The sequence below is a fragment of the Buchnera aphidicola (Acyrthosiphon lactucae) genome, assembly GCF_005083565.1.
GTDB lineage: Bacteria > Pseudomonadota > Gammaproteobacteria > Enterobacterales > Enterobacteriaceae > Buchnera > Buchnera aphidicola_AH.
In genome coordinates this window covers 283136-298748 of record NZ_CP034891.1, presented here as the reverse complement: position 1 = coordinate 298748, position 15613 = coordinate 283136, and the positions used below count along the sequence as shown (strand labels likewise).

Annotated in this window: 15 protein-coding genes; 4 read left to right on the top strand and 11 right to left on the bottom strand. The window is 23.8% G+C overall.

All coding sequences use genetic code 11. From position 1 onward, the window contains the following. Nucleotides 1-13 precede the first annotated feature (13 nt). The 11 genes from ribA to mnmA all read right to left on the bottom strand — a co-directional run bounded on the left by ribA (nt 14) and on the right by mnmA (nt 10906). Nucleotides 14-604, bottom strand: coding sequence for a GTP cyclohydrolase II (gene ribA, locus D9V61_RS01380; RefSeq protein WP_158339456.1), 591 nt, complete (start codon nt 602-604; stop codon nt 14-16). 59 nt (nt 605-663) lie between these two features. Beyond that, nucleotides 664-1374, bottom strand: coding sequence for an orotidine-5'-phosphate decarboxylase (pyrF, locus tag D9V61_RS01375; RefSeq protein WP_158339455.1), 711 nt, complete (start codon nt 1372-1374; stop codon nt 664-666). 124 nt (nt 1375-1498) lie between these two features. Next, nucleotides 1499-2452 (bottom strand): lipoyl synthase, encoded by a 954-nt coding sequence (gene lipA, locus D9V61_RS01370; protein WP_158339454.1) that lies wholly within the window; start codon nt 2450-2452, stop codon nt 1499-1501. 110 nt (nt 2453-2562) lie between these two features. After that, nucleotides 2563-3222, bottom strand: coding sequence for a lipoyl(octanoyl) transferase LipB (lipB, locus tag D9V61_RS01365; protein WP_158339453.1), 660 nt, complete (start codon nt 3220-3222; stop codon nt 2563-2565). A 36-nt stretch (nt 3223-3258) separates the two neighbouring features. Further along, nucleotides 3259-3906, bottom strand: coding sequence for a YchE family NAAT transporter (locus D9V61_RS01360; RefSeq protein WP_158339452.1), 648 nt, complete (start codon nt 3904-3906; stop codon nt 3259-3261). A 114-nt stretch (nt 3907-4020) separates the two neighbouring features. Beyond that, nucleotides 4021-5964, bottom strand: a complete 1944-nt coding sequence (rnb, locus tag D9V61_RS01355) for an exoribonuclease II (protein WP_158339451.1) — start codon at nt 5962-5964, stop codon at nt 4021-4023. Between the two features lie 193 nt (nt 5965-6157). Further along, complete coding sequence (locus tag D9V61_RS01350) at nt 6158-6940, bottom strand: enoyl-ACP reductase (protein ID WP_158339450.1); 783 nt, start codon at nt 6938-6940, stop codon at nt 6158-6160. A gap of 111 nt (nt 6941-7051) precedes the next feature. After that, a complete protein-coding gene (locus D9V61_RS01345) occupies nt 7052-7642 on the bottom strand; it encodes a transglycosylase SLT domain-containing protein (RefSeq protein WP_187308783.1) in 591 nt (196 codons plus the stop codon). A 79-nt stretch (nt 7643-7721) separates the two neighbouring features. Further along, nucleotides 7722-9092 (bottom strand): adenylosuccinate lyase, encoded by a 1371-nt coding sequence (purB, locus tag D9V61_RS01340; RefSeq protein WP_158339448.1) that lies wholly within the window; start codon nt 9090-9092, stop codon nt 7722-7724. Nucleotides 9093-9133: 41 nt separating this feature from the next. After that, nucleotides 9134-9766, bottom strand: coding sequence for a high frequency lysogenization protein HflD (gene hflD / locus D9V61_RS01335; RefSeq protein ID WP_261979468.1), 633 nt, complete (start codon nt 9764-9766; stop codon nt 9134-9136). Between the two features lie 33 nt (nt 9767-9799). Continuing rightward, complete coding sequence (gene mnmA, locus D9V61_RS01330) at nt 9800-10906, bottom strand: tRNA 2-thiouridine(34) synthase MnmA (RefSeq protein ID WP_158339447.1); 1107 nt, start codon at nt 10904-10906, stop codon at nt 9800-9802. Nucleotides 10907-11143: 237 nt separating this feature from the next. Here mnmA and lepA point away from each other — a divergent pair, with 237 nt between their 5' ends. From lepA to era, 4 genes are all read left to right on the top strand, one after another. Continuing rightward, a complete protein-coding gene (gene lepA / locus D9V61_RS01325; protein WP_187308782.1) occupies nt 11144-12937 on the top strand; it encodes a translation elongation factor 4 in 1794 nt (597 codons plus the stop codon). A 15-nt stretch (nt 12938-12952) separates the two neighbouring features. Next, a complete protein-coding gene (lepB, locus tag D9V61_RS01320; protein WP_158339445.1) occupies nt 12953-13897 on the top strand; it encodes a signal peptidase I in 945 nt (314 codons plus the stop codon). Between the two features lie 126 nt (nt 13898-14023). Continuing rightward, nucleotides 14024-14704 (top strand): ribonuclease III, encoded by a 681-nt coding sequence (gene rnc, locus D9V61_RS01315; protein ID WP_158339444.1) that lies wholly within the window; start codon nt 14024-14026, stop codon nt 14702-14704. Beyond that, on the top strand, nt 14701-15558 hold the full coding sequence (gene era / locus D9V61_RS01310) for a GTPase Era (protein ID WP_410049989.1): 858 nt from the start codon (nt 14701-14703) through the stop codon (nt 15556-15558). Before rnc ends, era begins: the two co-directional genes overlap by 4 nt. Nucleotides 15559-15613: the final 55 nt, after the last annotated feature.

The window sequence follows — 15613 nt, the reverse complement described above, 5'->3', positions numbered from 1 at the left end:
TTTAAATAATTAATTATATTTCTTCAGATAACAAGTGACCCATTTTTTCAGCTTTAGTTTTTAAATAATAAGCATTCTTAGAATTTTTTTCTACAATAAGAGGAACTCGTTCTATAATATTTATTCCAGCATTAATAAGCATCTGAACTTTAAATGGATTATTTGTTAATAAACGAATTTTTTTAATATTTAGTAAATTAAATATTTTAGCACATAATGAAAAATCTCTCTCATCAGCAGAAAAACCAAGTTTTTGATTAGCTTGAACTGTATCTAATCCTCTATCTTGTAAAGCATATGCTCTTATTTTATTAAGCAAACCAATGTTTCTTCCTTCTTGACGATGATAAATTAATACACCACTTCCTTCTTGAGAAATTCTTTCCATAGACATTTCTAGTTGACTGCCACAATCACATCGTAAACTAAATAAAGCATCACCTGTTAAACATTCTGAATGTACTCTAGAAAGAGTAGGAGTACTTTTTTTTATATTACCATATACAAGAGCAACATGATTTTTACCACTTTTCTTTTCTTCAAAACCAAATATGAAAAAATTTCCCCAGGGAGTAGGTAATATAGCTTTTTCTATTAATCGCATAAATCCTCCTAATTCAGGATTAAATAAATATTTTATAATGTTTTTATATTTTTTAAAATTTATTTCATAGATTTTATTATCAAATCTAATTTCTTAATCGGATTTTTTGACATAGTAATAGAGCGTCCTATTACTATATAATCTATTTTACATTCTTTTGCTTCTTTAGGAGTAATGATATTATTTTGATCATATAGTAAATCTTTAGAAATTCTAATACCTGGTGTAATAATTTTATATTGATTTCCAAATAAAAACTTAATTTTTTTTGCTTCTTTTCCTGGACAAACAATACCATCCAAACCACAATCATTAGATAATTTTGATAGTTTTAGAATATATTCTGTTAACGAAATGTGAATTCCAATTTCTTTCAATTCTTCTTCTTTTAAACTAGTTAACGCTGTAACTGCTATTAATAAAGGAGCTTTTTTGAAAGATTTTAATGCTTTTTTTGCAGAAATCAGCATTTTTTTACCACCAGCAGCATGAACACTTAACATCCAAATTCCTAAATCTGCTGCTGCTTTTGTAGCATTAAAAACAGTATTTGGGATATCATGAAATTTTAAATCAAGAAATATGTTAAATCCCAGTTGATGTAATTCTTTTATAAATTTACAACCTAAAATTGTAAACATTTCTTTTCCAATTTTTAAATAATAAAATGACGGATTAAGAAGATTTACTAATTTCATAGCTGATTTTTTATTACAAAAATCTAATGCAATGATGATTTTTGGCATTTTAACCGAATTAGGATTCAACACTATGCAACCTCTAGTATAAATAACATATATTAATAGAAAAATATTATTTCCTATATATTTTTTTATGTAAAACGTGCTAGTTACATGATATATAAATATTAATTTTTAAATACTATTAATATTATTATTTCTTAATAGATAAATGCGATTGAAAACTAGCATGATATGATGAACGAACAAAAGGACCACAATAAGCATTAGTAAAACCAATAGATAGAGCTTCTTTTTTTATATTTTCGAATTCTGAAAGTGATATATAACGTTTTACTGGCAGATGACGAATACTAGGTTGAAGATATTGACCTACTGTTAATAATGTAACTCCACTTGAATAAAGATCTTTCATGACTTGAATAATTTCAATATCTTTTTCTCCAATACCTAACATCAGACCTGATTTAGTTGGGATATCAAAATATTTTTTTTTAAAAGATTCTAATAGTAATAAAGATCTTTTATAATTAGCTCCAGGACGAATTTTTTTATACATTCTAGGAACGTTTTCTATATTATGATTAAAAATATCAGGCAGTGTATTATTAAAAATATTTAAAATTAATTTTATTCTCCCTCGAAAATCAGGAACTAATATTTCAATTTTAACCTTATTTTTACTACGAATAGCTTGAATACAATTGACAAAATGTTGAGCACCTCCATCATATAAATCATCACGTACAACTGAAGTAATAACTACATAATTAATTCCCATATCAAAGATAGTTTTAGATAATTTTTTAGGTTCTGCTAAATTTACAGGATTAGGTATGCCATGAAAAACTGCACAAAATGGACAGTTTCGTGTACAGATAGGACCGAGAATCATAAATGTTGCAGTACCATTATTAAAACATTCTGATAAATTTGGACATTGAGCTTCTTGACAAACAGAATGTAAATTATTTTTACGTAATGCATTTTTTATTTTATATATACGAGATGTATCAACAGGTATTTTAATTTTTATCCAATCAGGTTTTTTTAACTTTTCTGTGATTTTATAAGTATTTTTGGTAGTAATAATCTTTAATTTTTTTAATGTTTTATTTTTTAATAAAACATCTTTATTTTTCTTCATGAAATTTATTATCTCGATTTAAAATTATTAAAATATTTACTATATATTAAATTTAAAATACTTATTTAAGTAAAATTTTAAAATCCTATATTACATATTTATAATTAATTTTAATTAATGAATTGTTTTTTTTTGTACTCGTTATTTATCATAATAACTTTCAAAAATTTAGATAATTTTTTAATTAAAATAATTCGTATATCTTTTAGCTTAATATTTAAATCAAAATCTTTTATTTGTGTCATTTTTATATTTATATCACCACAGGGGTGGATGTAGTTAAATGGTTTTAAATTCATATCAACATTGAGTGCTAAACCATGTAGAGTTGAACCTTTTTTTACTCGTAATCCTAAAGAACATATTTTTTTTTCATTTATATATACACCTGGTGATTTTTTTTTACTATATGCGTCAAGAGAAAAATCATTTAAAGTTTCTATTACTATTTTTTGCATTATGTCTATTAATTGACGAATACTAATTTTTCGACGTTTTAAATCGATTAGGAAATATAGGATTTGTTGTCCAGGTCCATGATATGTAATTTGACCACCTCTATTAGTTTTTACTATCGGAATATCACCAATAAAATTTATATTCTCTTTTATTTTTAATTGTCCTTGAGTAAAAATTGGATAATGTTCTACAAACCAAATTTCATCAAATGTATTAAAATTACGTAAGTTTGTAAAAATATTCATGTTATTAACAGTTTTTAACCAATTTTCTATTCCTAAATTACGAAAAAAAATTATTTTTTTTTGCAAGAATTATCCAATAAAAATTTAAATTTAAAAAATAGATTAATTTAATAATCCAGGGAAAATAGATTTTATACCAGTACTAATAAATTCTATGCCAAGAGACATTAGTAATAAACCCATAATGCGAGTAATAATATTAATTCCTGTTTTACCTAAAATTTGTACTACGCATGGAGCAGCTTCAAAACACAGCCAACACACAAATGAAAATAAAAAAATTATTAGACTGCATCCAAATAAATTCATCCAACTTGAATAATAAGTACTCCATACAATAGTAGAACTAATTGCTCCAGGACCTGCGATTAAGGGCATAGCTAAAGGAACAACACTAATGTTAGTGAATTTGTTTTCTACTTTTCTGTCTTTTTGGTGTTCTACTTTTTTTATAAATTGACCACTAATCATAGAAAAAGCTATACTAATAATTAGCATTCCACCAGCAATACGAAAAGAATTTATAGATATACCAAAGATGTTTAAAATATTAGTACCAAAAAATAATGATATTAATAAAATTAATGAAGCTGAAAAATTAGCTATCAAGTTAGTTTTTTTTCTTTCTAAAAAAGACTGATTATTTGTCATAGTTGTAAAGATAGGAATCATTCCAATTGGATTAACTAAAGCACATAAACCTATAAAGAATTTTATATATATAGATAAATCAAAAATTGAAATATTCATATTATACTCCTAATTTATATTGAATTTTTATAACTTATTTAAAAATATTTTTTTATTATTAATATAATATTTTGCCTTTAAAAAAATATAAAATTTTTCATTCTATTGTTTATTTTAATTGTGAAAATCTGGTTTAGCAATAATACTACGTGTTTCCAAGCGAATATCTGATAATTTTACTTGAATTAAATCAGATATTTTATAATGTATAATATCATTAATAAATACCTGTCCTACTTCTTGATTAAAATTTAATTCTTCTCTAATAGGATGTATAAAGGATGCAGGAATAAAGACATTAGCACCATTTTCTATTAATCGTGCTCTTATTCCACTTCTAGCAATATCAGTTATCTCAGCATTAAATATTTTGTTCTGATATTTTTTTTGCTGTAATAATATAGTATAGAGCCAATCTGAAACATCTCTTTCAGCCATTCTATTACGTCGTCTTTGTTCACTTATTTTTAATTTAATATCTTCACTAGGTTTAATTGGTTTTTCTTTTTTTATGATAGACTTTAACAAACGATGATTAATCATATCACTATATTTACGAATCGGAGAAGTCCAGGTTGCATATTCTGAAAAACCCAGTGCAAAATGAGGACCTGGGGTAGTACTAAAATCTCCAAAAGATTGAAAACGACGGATACGACTATCAATATAATTATTTGATAATATATTTAAAACGCGTCTAAGATTACAAAAACCTTTTAAAGTAGTTATTTCTTTAGCGCTAAAGTTTAAATTATAATTCCTTAAAAAAGAAACTGCATTTTCAGCATTAACAAGATCAAAACCAGTATGTACATTGTATATACCAAATCCGATATTTTTGGATAAAAAATTAGCAGCAGATATATTAGCGATTATCATAGACTCTTCAATAATTTTATGAGCAATACGTCTCTTTTCAATTATAACGTCTATAACATTTCCACATTCAGACAAATGAAACCGATATTCTACACTATCTTTAAATAATACCGCATTTATCTTACGCCATTTCATACGTAATAAACATAAACGATGTAAAATTAATATTTGTTTTTCGATAGATTTTGTTGGAGGGATCCATGTTCCGCATTTTTCAATCCAATCTGAAACATGATCATAAGATAATTTTGATTTTGATTTTATCCATGCTAAAAAAAACTGAATCTTATCAGAAATACTTCCATCGTTTAAAATAGTCATATGACATGCTACTACTGGACGACGTTTATTAGGATTTAATGAACATATATCTTCTGATAATTTTCTAGGCAACATAGGAATATTAAAACCTGGTAAATAATTTGTGAATATTCTATTAGATGCTATAATATCTAACTTACTACCATGTTCTATATAAGCTGTTGGATCTGCAATTGCCACAGTTAAAGAAATTTCACCATTAGATTTTTCATCGACGAAAATAGCGTCATCAATATCTTTAGTATTGATGTTATCAATAGTGATAAAATCTAAATTTGTTAAATCTTTTCTGTCGTAATATTCTTTTAAAACAAGATCGTTTTCTTCTATTAGAGGTTCTTTTCTATCAAGATTATGCCTTGCTAACGTTACTGACCATGGTATCAATGGATCATCTTCTTGTGTAATTTTTTCGGTCAACTCAGCATAAAAAATATGATGTCCCTTAAGTTTATGTTTTGTTAACTGAGCTATAGCCCAATCGCCATTCTGAAAGGTATTTATGCAATTTTTATTAGGTTGACATATTATAAGATGCTTTAAAAATGGATAATCTGGTATTATAAATAGTCTATTATCTTTTTTTTCTATTTTTCCAACAAACCTATTTAAAAAAGGTTCGATCAATTTTTCAGGTTCGACTATTTCTCTGTCTTTTTCTATTTTTAATAATGCAATTATTTTATCTCCATGCATAACTTTTTTCATATTTTTAGGAGGTATAAAATAACTTTTTTGTATATCAATTTCTAAAAATCCAAATCCTCTTTCAGTGCTTTTTACTATGCCTTCAACGCGCGGTGTTTTAGCATGCATATTTTTTTTTAACTGTGTAAGTAATGGATTGTTTTGGAACATAGTAATGCGACCTAATTGTCATAGTAGAAAATTAATAATTTTATAAATTTAAATTTAAATATATAATTCATTTATAAAATATCATAGATAATTATTTCTTAATTTTATGGAAATTTATGTATCATAATAACTTATTTTAATAATAAAAAGTTATATTGTTTATTTTAAAATCTGCTAAACTTTAAAAATCATATTATAATGCATTATTTATAGCGCTAATATTAAAACCATTATCAACATAAATAACTGAACCTGTAATACCTAAGGATAAATTAGATAATAAAAAAGATGCTACATTTCCTATATGGTCAATAGTAATAGAATTTTTTAAAAATGAAGATGAATTAGAATAATTTTGTATTTTTTTAAAATTTTTAATTTGATAAGAAGAAACAGTCTTAATGGGACCAGATGAAATAGCATTAACTCTAATATTTTCTTTACCTAATGAATAAGCCATATACCGAACATTTGCTTCTAATGATGCTTTAGCTAAACCCATAATATTATAATTTGGTATTACACGTTGTGCACCTAAATAGGATAAAGTTAATAAGGAAGAAAAATTATTTAACATTTTTCTACATTCTTTAATTAATCCTAAAAAACTATAGGAACTAATTTCATGAGAAATATTAAATCCTTCTCTAGTAGCATTCTCAATAAAATCTCCATTAAAATTTTTTTTAGGACAATAAGCAATAGCATGAACTAATCCGTCAAATTTCTTCCATACTTGACTTAAGTCAATAAATAACTTTTTAATATTTTCATCACTAGTAACATCACAAGATAATACAATAGAAGATTTCATAGATTCTGTTAATTTCTTTATTTTTTTACTCATTTTTTCATTTTGACATACAAATCCTAATTCTGCTTTCTGGCTATATAAAGATTTTGCTATACCAAAAGAAAGTGATCTCATACTTGAAATTCCACTTATTAAAATTTTTTTACCTTTTAAAAATCCCATTTTTATATCTCAAAAATAAATATTATCATTAATATAGTGATTTAATGTTCTATTAATTATATGTTTAAAAAATATTTTTTTATATCAGATTGTAAATCATAATTACTTTCATTAAATAACGAGATGCTTGAATTGCTGGATGTTTTTTTTTATGTGTGTACAAAAGTCTTCGGTTGTCATTGTATTTATTATATTTATTGCTTCTTTTCTATTTTTAGAAAATGTTTTAAGTAATGCACTAGTTCCATTAACATATGAAACAATAGTAGCATATCTCATTACATCTTTATTTTTAATGTTCATTAGTCTTTTTTCTAAAAAACTAATATAAGCAGTTCCTATATTAATATTTATTTTTGGATTATATAATTCTTTAATAGAAGGTTGACCTTTTTTACCATTTAAACGATATACTTCCATTCCTGCTGCAGAAGGCTTAATTTGCATTAATCCAATAGCATTAGATTTACTTTTAGCATAAGGATTTCCAGAAGATTCTACATAAATAATAGACTTAATTAATTTTTCTTCAACTTTATACTTATGTGCAGCAACTTGAATAATATTGTTCCAATCTCTTAAAGTATTTTCTATACTATTTTTGTTTAAAAAATAATTTATTTTTGAATTTTGTTTTATATTTACAAACTGATTGCATCCAGTTAATAATAGAAAAGAAATAACTAAAATTCCTAATGTCACAAAAAATCTCCTAATATTTTAAATATTTTAATATTTATTATAATAAAAAATACTATAACATATATTATAAAATTATTATTTATTCTATTTCACTAACCATTTGAATAGCTCGACCGATGTAGTTAAAAGGAGTAATATTTTTTAAACGTTTTTTCTCTTGTTCGGGAATATTTAAATTAGAAATAAATACATGTATAATTTTTTTATCTATTTTTTTTCCTCGAGTTAATTCTTTTAATTTTTCGTATGCATTTGGTATCCCATAACGGCGCATAACAGTTTGAATAGGTTCAGATAAAATAGACCAATTTTCATCTAAATTTTTTAATAATTGAGATTCATTAATTTCTAATTTATTAATTCCTGATAATACAGAATGATATGCAATTATTGAGTAAGAAATAGCTACACCTAAATTTCGTAATACTGTAGAATCACTTAAATCACGTTGCCATCTAGAAATAGGTAACTTTGTTATCATATGATTCATTAAAGAATTAGATAATCCTAAATTACCCTCAGAATTTTCGAAATCAATTGGATTAATTTTATGTGGCATTATTGAAGAACCTATTTCATAATCTCTAGATTTTTGTTTAAAGTAATTAAGAGAAATATACCCCCACATATCACGATTAAAATCAATTAATATAGTATTGAAGAGTGATATACAACTAAAAAATTCTGCAATATAATCGTGCGGTTCAATTTGTGTAGTATATGGATTCCATTGAATTCCAAATGATGTTATGAATTCTTTACTTATTTTATGCCAATTAATATTAGGGTATGCTGCTAAATGTGCATTATAATTACCAGTACTTCCATTAATTTTCCCTAATATTTCTATTTTTTTAAGTATTTTTACTTGACGTTTCATTCGATAATAAAAATTAGCGATTTCTTTACCCATAGTTGATGGTGTAGCTGGTTGTCCATGAGTTAAAGACAACAAAGGATATTTTTGATATTTATAAGCTATTTTTTTTAAGGTACTTATAATTTGTTCCCACAATGGTAGAATTATTTGATCACGAGCGTCTTTAATCATTAATGCATATGATATATTATTAATGTCTTCTGAAGTACATCCAAAATGTACAAATTCTGAAATTAATAAAAGATTTTTACATTTAGAAATTTTCTTTTTTAGAAAATATTCTAAAGATTTGACATCATGATTAGTTACTTTTTCTATATTCTTAATAGAATTTGCATCTTGTTCATTAAATTCTTTAAAAATATTATCAAGAAATAATATTTCTTTATTTTTAATATTATTAATCTTTAATATTTCAGACGTGCTAATTATTTTTTTTAGCCATTGAATTTCAATATTAAGACGATATTTCAAAAAACTAAATTCACTGAAAATATTTCTTAATAATACTGTTAAATTGCTATATCGGCCATCAATAGGAGAGATGGCTGTTAATGAATTTAATTTCATATATTATTCCTAATTTTCAATAATTCAAAATAAGAATTAAATTATACTTTTAAAGTATATAATATTTTTTTTGCTTTTTTAATAATAAAATATCTAAAATATATTAATTGTAGTTTACTTCCACCGAATTGTTTCCATAAAACTATTGCACGAATACCTGAAAATAACAAACATCGAATTTTTTCTTGTATTCGAAGATCTTGTAAAAAATTTTTTACTCCGTTTACTAAAATACGAGAACCTAAAGAACTGATAATTTCAAGATATAGTCTTGCTATTTTACTAGTTAAATTTTCGATATTACAATTTAAACGATATTCATTAGATATAACTGATATTTTATTTTTTAAAGAATAGATTGCTATACGATTATTTTTTAATTTTCTTTCAATAATCATCATATTAAAAATATATTTAATTAATTCAAAATAAGAATAAGAAAAAGTAGAAAAAGTTAAAGTTGACACTAATATTTTCAATCCTATAATTAGATTTTTTTCATGATTTCCGTATATTGTAATTATAGAAGTAGGATTCATTTCTAAAATACTTTTTAAACATATGCTAAATGCATTACTATCACATTTTCCTGAATGAGCTAATTCTTGTACTAAATAAGCTGATTGAAATATACCTGCAAGTGATAATGTAATTAAGTGTATTTTTTTTATCACAATTGTCTCCTTACTATTTTAAAACAATGTGAATTATAATAATGGCAATCTAGATTCAATAATTCCACCACCGATACATTTTTCTGACAAATAAAAAACTACTGATTGGCCTGGCGTAACTGCAATAACAGGTGAATCAAATAATATTCTTATATATTTATTATTTACACTTTCTATTTTACACATAATATCTTTTTGACGATATCTTATTTTAGTCATACAAGAAAAGGGTAAACATAATTCTTCATTATTAATCCAACTAATATTTTTAGCAATTAACCCTATAGACATAAGATGTTTATTATAAGAACCTTGAGCAACAATTAAAATATTTTTCTGGATATTTTTTTCCACAACATACCATGGTATGTTGTATTTTCCTTTTATTCCACCAATACCTAATCCTTGTCTTTGACCTAAAGTATAATAAAAAATACCGTTATGTTTTCCAATAACTTCCCCAGAAACTGTAATTATATCACCTTTTTTTTCAGGAATATAAAGACTTAAAAATTTTTTTATTTTTTTAGGACCGATAAAACAAATACCAGTAGAATCTTTTTTTTCTGCAATGTTTAAATTTATTTTTTTAGCTATGTCTCTAACTTTATTTTTTTTTAAATGCCCAATAGGAAATAAAATTCTTTTAAGTTGAATTTTATTTAAAGTATATAAAAAATAACTTTGATCTTTGTTAAGGTCGATTCCTTTAAATAGTAAATATTTACCATTTATTTTTTTTATACGAGCGTAATGACCTGTTGCAATATAATCTGCTTTAAGTTCTTGAATCGAATAATTCAAAAACATATTAAATTTTATTTCTTTATTACATAAGATATCAGGATTTGGTGTTTTTCCTTTTTTATATTCACTTAAAAAATTTTTAAAAACATATTCCCAATATTCTGAAGAAAAGTTAATTTTATGAAGATATATATTTAATTTTTTACATACTTTTTCAGCATCAAATAAATCTTTAGTAGAATTACAATATCCTTCTTTGTCATCCTCTTCCCAATTTTTCATAAACAAACCTTCTACTTGATATTGTCTTTTCTTTAAAATCCATGCGGAAACGGATGAATCTACACCTCCAGACATAGCAACAATCACTTTTTTGTTTTTTTTTATTTTCATATTAAAGAACATTATTTTTAATCTTATTATTATAGATATTTTTTAAAATATTTAATGTTACATTATATATTATAAAAAAAATAATAAATGAATTATATTTTTTGTATTTCTAAAATATATTTTTTTGAAAATATTTTTATTTTAAATTAATTATTTTTATTAAAAATTTATAAAAATGATAAAAAACATTTTTACTGCATGTTAAAATATATAAAAAATAAATATGGTATGAAAAATATGAAAAATATAAGAAATTTTTCTATTATAGCTCACATTGATCATGGAAAATCAACTTTATCTGATCGATTAATACAAATATGTGGTGGGTTATCTGAAAGAGAAATGTCTGATCAAGTATTAGATTCAATGGAGTTAGAAAGAGAAAGAGGAATTACTATTAAAGCTCAAAGTGTTATGATTGATTATAAAAATAAATTAGGTAATCTTTTTAATTTAAATTTTATTGATACTCCAGGTCATGTAGATTTTTCTTATGAAGTATCTCGATCATTAGCTGCTTGTGAAGGAGCATTATTAGTTGTTGATTCTACTCAAGGAGTTGAAGCTCAAACTTTAGCTAATTGCTATACTGCATTAGAAATGAATTTAGAAATCATTCCAGTATTAAATAAAATAGATCTACCAAATGCTAATATAGATAAAGTATCTAAAGAAATCGAAGATATTATAGGAATATCTGCATTAGACATAATCAAATGCTCTGCTAAAACAGGAGAAGGCATAAAAAATCTCATAGAACGTATTATTACTAAAATTCCTCATCCTAATGGTTCAATCAATGCTCCTCTTCAAGCTTTAATTATTGATTCATGGTTTGATAATTATCTAGGTGTAGTATCTTTAATAAGAATTAAAAATGGAATTCTATTTAAAAAAGATAAAATTCAAGTAATGAGTACAGGAAAGCATTATTTTGTTGATCAAATTGGAGTTTTTACACCTAAAAAATTAAATAGAAATGAATTAAAATGTGGTGAAGTAGGATGGATTATTTGCGGTATAAAAAATATTATAGCTGCTCCAGTTGGAGATACTCTAACAACTGCTAAAAATCCAGCAAAAAAAAAATTAGTAGGCTTCAAAAAAATTAAACCTCAAATATATGCTGGTCTATTTCCTATTACATCAGATCAATATGAAACTTTCAGAGATGCTTTAGGTAAACTTAGTTTAAATGATGCTTCTTTGTTTTATGAACCAGAAAATTCTACGGCTCTTGGTTTTGGATTCAGATGTGGATTTTTGGGTTTATTACATATGGAAATTGTTCAGGCACGTTTAGAAAGAGAATATTTTATTGATTTAATTTCAACAGTTCCTACAGTTGTTTATGAAATAGAACTAATTAATGGAAAAATAATTTATTTAGATACTCCTTCTAAATTCCCAAACATGAATAATATTAAAATAATCAAAGAACCTATAGTAGAATGTAATATTTTGTTACCTCCTCAATTCCTTGGATCAGTAATGAAATTATGCATAAAAAAAAGAGGTGTACAAATAAATATGGTTTATCATACAAATCAAGTATTATTAAAATATAATATACCTATGAATGAAGTAGTATTAAATTTCTTTGATGAATTAAAATCTATATCTAGTGGATATGCTTCATTGGAATATGATTTTAAATGTTTTCAACCTGCTAAAATAGTACGAATAGATATATTAATTAACTCAGAAAAAGTAGATGCATTAACAACACTGTCTTACTATAAAAATGCACAATATCGTTCTCGCGAAATAGTAGAAAAAATGAAAATTTTGATACCTCGACATCAATTTGATATTTCTATTCAAGCTATAATTAATAATTCAATTGTAGCCCGTTCGACTATTAAACAGTTAAGAAAAAATGTATTAGCAAAATGCTATGGTGGAGATGTTAGTAGAAAGAAAAAATTATTAAAAAAGCAAAAAGATGGAAAAAAAAGAATGAAAAAAATAGGTAATGTTAACATGCCTAAAACAGTATTTCTTTCAATTTTAAATACTAATAAAAATTAATATAAGGAAATTAAAATGGCTAATATATTAACTATTTTTTTATTAATTAGTACATTAGTAACTGGAATACTTTGGATTTTCTATCATATTAAAAATATTAAAAATTATTTAATTAATAAAAAAATAATTAAGAATAATAATTTATATCAAAAAAATACAGTAATTTTAAAAAATAGAATATATTTTTTTGAATCTCTAGCATCATTTTTTCCGATTTTTCTAATAATATTTATTGTACGTTCATTTATTTATGAACCTTTTCAAATTCCTTCAGGCTCTATGATGCCTACTCTTTTAGTAGGTGATTTTATTTTAGTCGAAAAATTTTCATATGGTATTAAAGAACCAATCACACATAAAATATTAATACATACAAAAAATCCTCAACGTGGTGATGTTGTAGTTTTTAAAAATCCTAAAGATCATAATGTAAATTATATTAAACGTATAATAGGATTACCAGGAGATAAAATTAAATATAATATTAATAATAAACATATACATATATATACGAATTATTTAAATAAAAAACAATGTAAAGAAAAATTATTAATTAATTATTCAAAATCTAAAATAAGTAAATTTATTCAAAAAGTATATTTCTTTAATGAAAAAAATAAAAAAGAAGAAAAAAAAATATATAACTCATTATACTTTGATGTTGTTGAAGAAAATATTAACAATGTTAGACATGATATATTATTACTAAATAATATAAAAAATTCAACAAAAGATTATTTTCAACAAGAAAATATGCCAAAATTAACTTGGATTGTACCTAAAGGTGAATATTTTATGATGGGAGATAATCGTGATAATAGTTTAGATAGTCGTTATTGGGGTTTTGTACCTGAAAAAAACTTAGTGGGAAAAGCCATTAAAATATGGATGAGTTTTGATAAAAATGAAAATGAATGGCCTACTGGTATACGTATAAATAGAATTGGAAATATATATTAGAAAACGTAATATAGTAGGAATATAATTAATATTATATATTTATACTAACGTACACCTTCAATTTTATCAAGTTTTCTGTTTTTCCTGTTATATAATCAATTAAAATATTATTGAAATCGGTATAAAATGAATCACATCGTGACAAAAAAAATACAAAAGGTATTAGGATATACTTTTACTCATAAAGATCTTCTAAAACAAGCATTAACACATCGTAGTGCAAGTAGCAAACATAATGAACGACTAGAATTTTTAGGTGATTCTATTTTAAGTTTTGTAATTGCTAGTGCTTTATATCAACATTTTCCATATATTGATGAAGGTGATATGAGTCGTATGAGAGCAACTTTAGTCAGAGGAAACACCTTAGCAGAAATTGCATATGAGTTTGATTTAGGAGAATATTTAAAATTAGGACAAGGAGAGTTAAAAAGTGGAGGATTTCGTCGTGAATCTATTTTAGCTAACACTGTAGAAGCTCTAATTGGAAGTATTTATTTAGATAGTAACATTAAAACAGTAGAAGAGTTAATATTAAAATGGTATGAAAAACGTTTAGAAAAAATTAGTCCAGGAGATACACAAAAAGATCCTAAAACAAGATTACAAGAATATTTACAATCAAAACATTTAGCTTTACCTATATATTTCATAGTTGAAGTATATGGTGAAGCTCATAATCAATTATTTACTATTCATTGTAAAATCAGCGTAATTTCAGAATATTTAATTGGTACTGGTTCAAGCAGAAGAAAAGCTGAACAAGATGCGGCACAAAAAGCACTAATTCAATTAGGTGTAGAGTGAAAAATAAAAAATATTGTGGATACATCACTATTATTGGAAAAGCAAATGTTGGAAAATCAACATTGCTAAACAAAATAATTGGAAAAAAAATTTCTATTGTATCAAGAAAAAAAAACACAACACAAAATAATATTACTGGTGTTAAAACTCAAAAAAATTATCAATCTATTTATATAGATACACCTGGAATAATGTTTGATAAAAGAAAAAATCAAATTAAAAATCAAGAAAAGAATTTTTATAAAATAATAAAAACTGCAATATTAATAATTTTTATTATTGATCGAGTTAATTGGACAGAATATGATGAAATAATTTTAAATAAAATAAAAAAAAATAAAATACCAATTATTATTATAATCAATAAAATTGATAAAATACATAACAAAATTATTTTGTTACCTTTTATTGACTTTCTTAAAAAAAAATTTAATTTTGTAGAAATTATTCCTACTTCTGCAAAAGAAATAAAAAGCATAATTTCATTAAATAATATCATTAAATCTTATTTACCCCAGAAACCTCATGTATATTCTAAATCTTATATTACAACCAATTCTCAAATTTTTACAGTATCTGAAATTATTAGAGAACAATTAATATTATTTTTAGGAGATGAACTACCTTCTATAATAAAAGTAGAAATTGAATATTTTAATAAGAAAGAAAAAATAATACTTTATATAAGAGCTATAATTTGGGTAAAAAATATAAGGCAAAAAGGTATTGTAATTGGTTTTAATGGAGAAAAAATAAAAAAAATTAGTATTATTTCAAGAAAAAAAATAGAAAAAGAATTTCATATTAAAACTCATCTTCTCTTATGGGTTAAATATAATAATTCAAAAAAGTAGAATCAAAAACATAATTAATTTTTTAAAATTAGTTAAAGTTAAAATATTTAACTAA

Excerpts from the sequence above, each read along its gene's own strand:
- ribA (WP_158339456.1), bottom strand. The coding sequence starts at position 604 with ATGCGATTAATAGAAAAAGCTATATTACCTACTCCCTGGGGAAATTTT.
- lipA (WP_158339454.1), bottom strand. The coding sequence starts at position 2,452 with ATGAAGAAAAATAAAGATGTTTTATTAAAAAATAAAACATTAAAAAAA.
- D9V61_RS01360 (WP_158339452.1), bottom strand. The coding sequence starts at position 3,906 with ATGAATATTTCAATTTTTGATTTATCTATATATATAAAATTCTTTATA.
- rnb (WP_158339451.1), bottom strand. The coding sequence starts at position 5,964 with ATGTTCCAAAACAATCCATTACTTACACAGTTAAAAAAAAATATGCAT.
- D9V61_RS01350 (WP_158339450.1), bottom strand. The coding sequence starts at position 6,940 with ATGGGATTTTTAAAAGGTAAAAAAATTTTAATAAGTGGAATTTCAAGT.
- purB (WP_158339448.1), bottom strand. The coding sequence starts at position 9,092 with ATGAAATTAAATTCATTAACAGCCATCTCTCCTATTGATGGCCGATAT.
- mnmA (WP_158339447.1), bottom strand. The coding sequence starts at position 10,906 with ATGAAAATAAAAAAAAACAAAAAAGTGATTGTTGCTATGTCTGGAGGT.
- lepA (WP_187308782.1), top strand. The coding sequence starts at position 11,144 with ATGAAAAATATAAGAAATTTTTCTATTATAGCTCACATTGATCATGGA.
- lepB (WP_158339445.1), top strand. The coding sequence starts at position 12,953 with ATGGCTAATATATTAACTATTTTTTTATTAATTAGTACATTAGTAACT.
- rnc (WP_158339444.1), top strand. The coding sequence starts at position 14,024 with ATGAATCACATCGTGACAAAAAAAATACAAAAGGTATTAGGATATACT.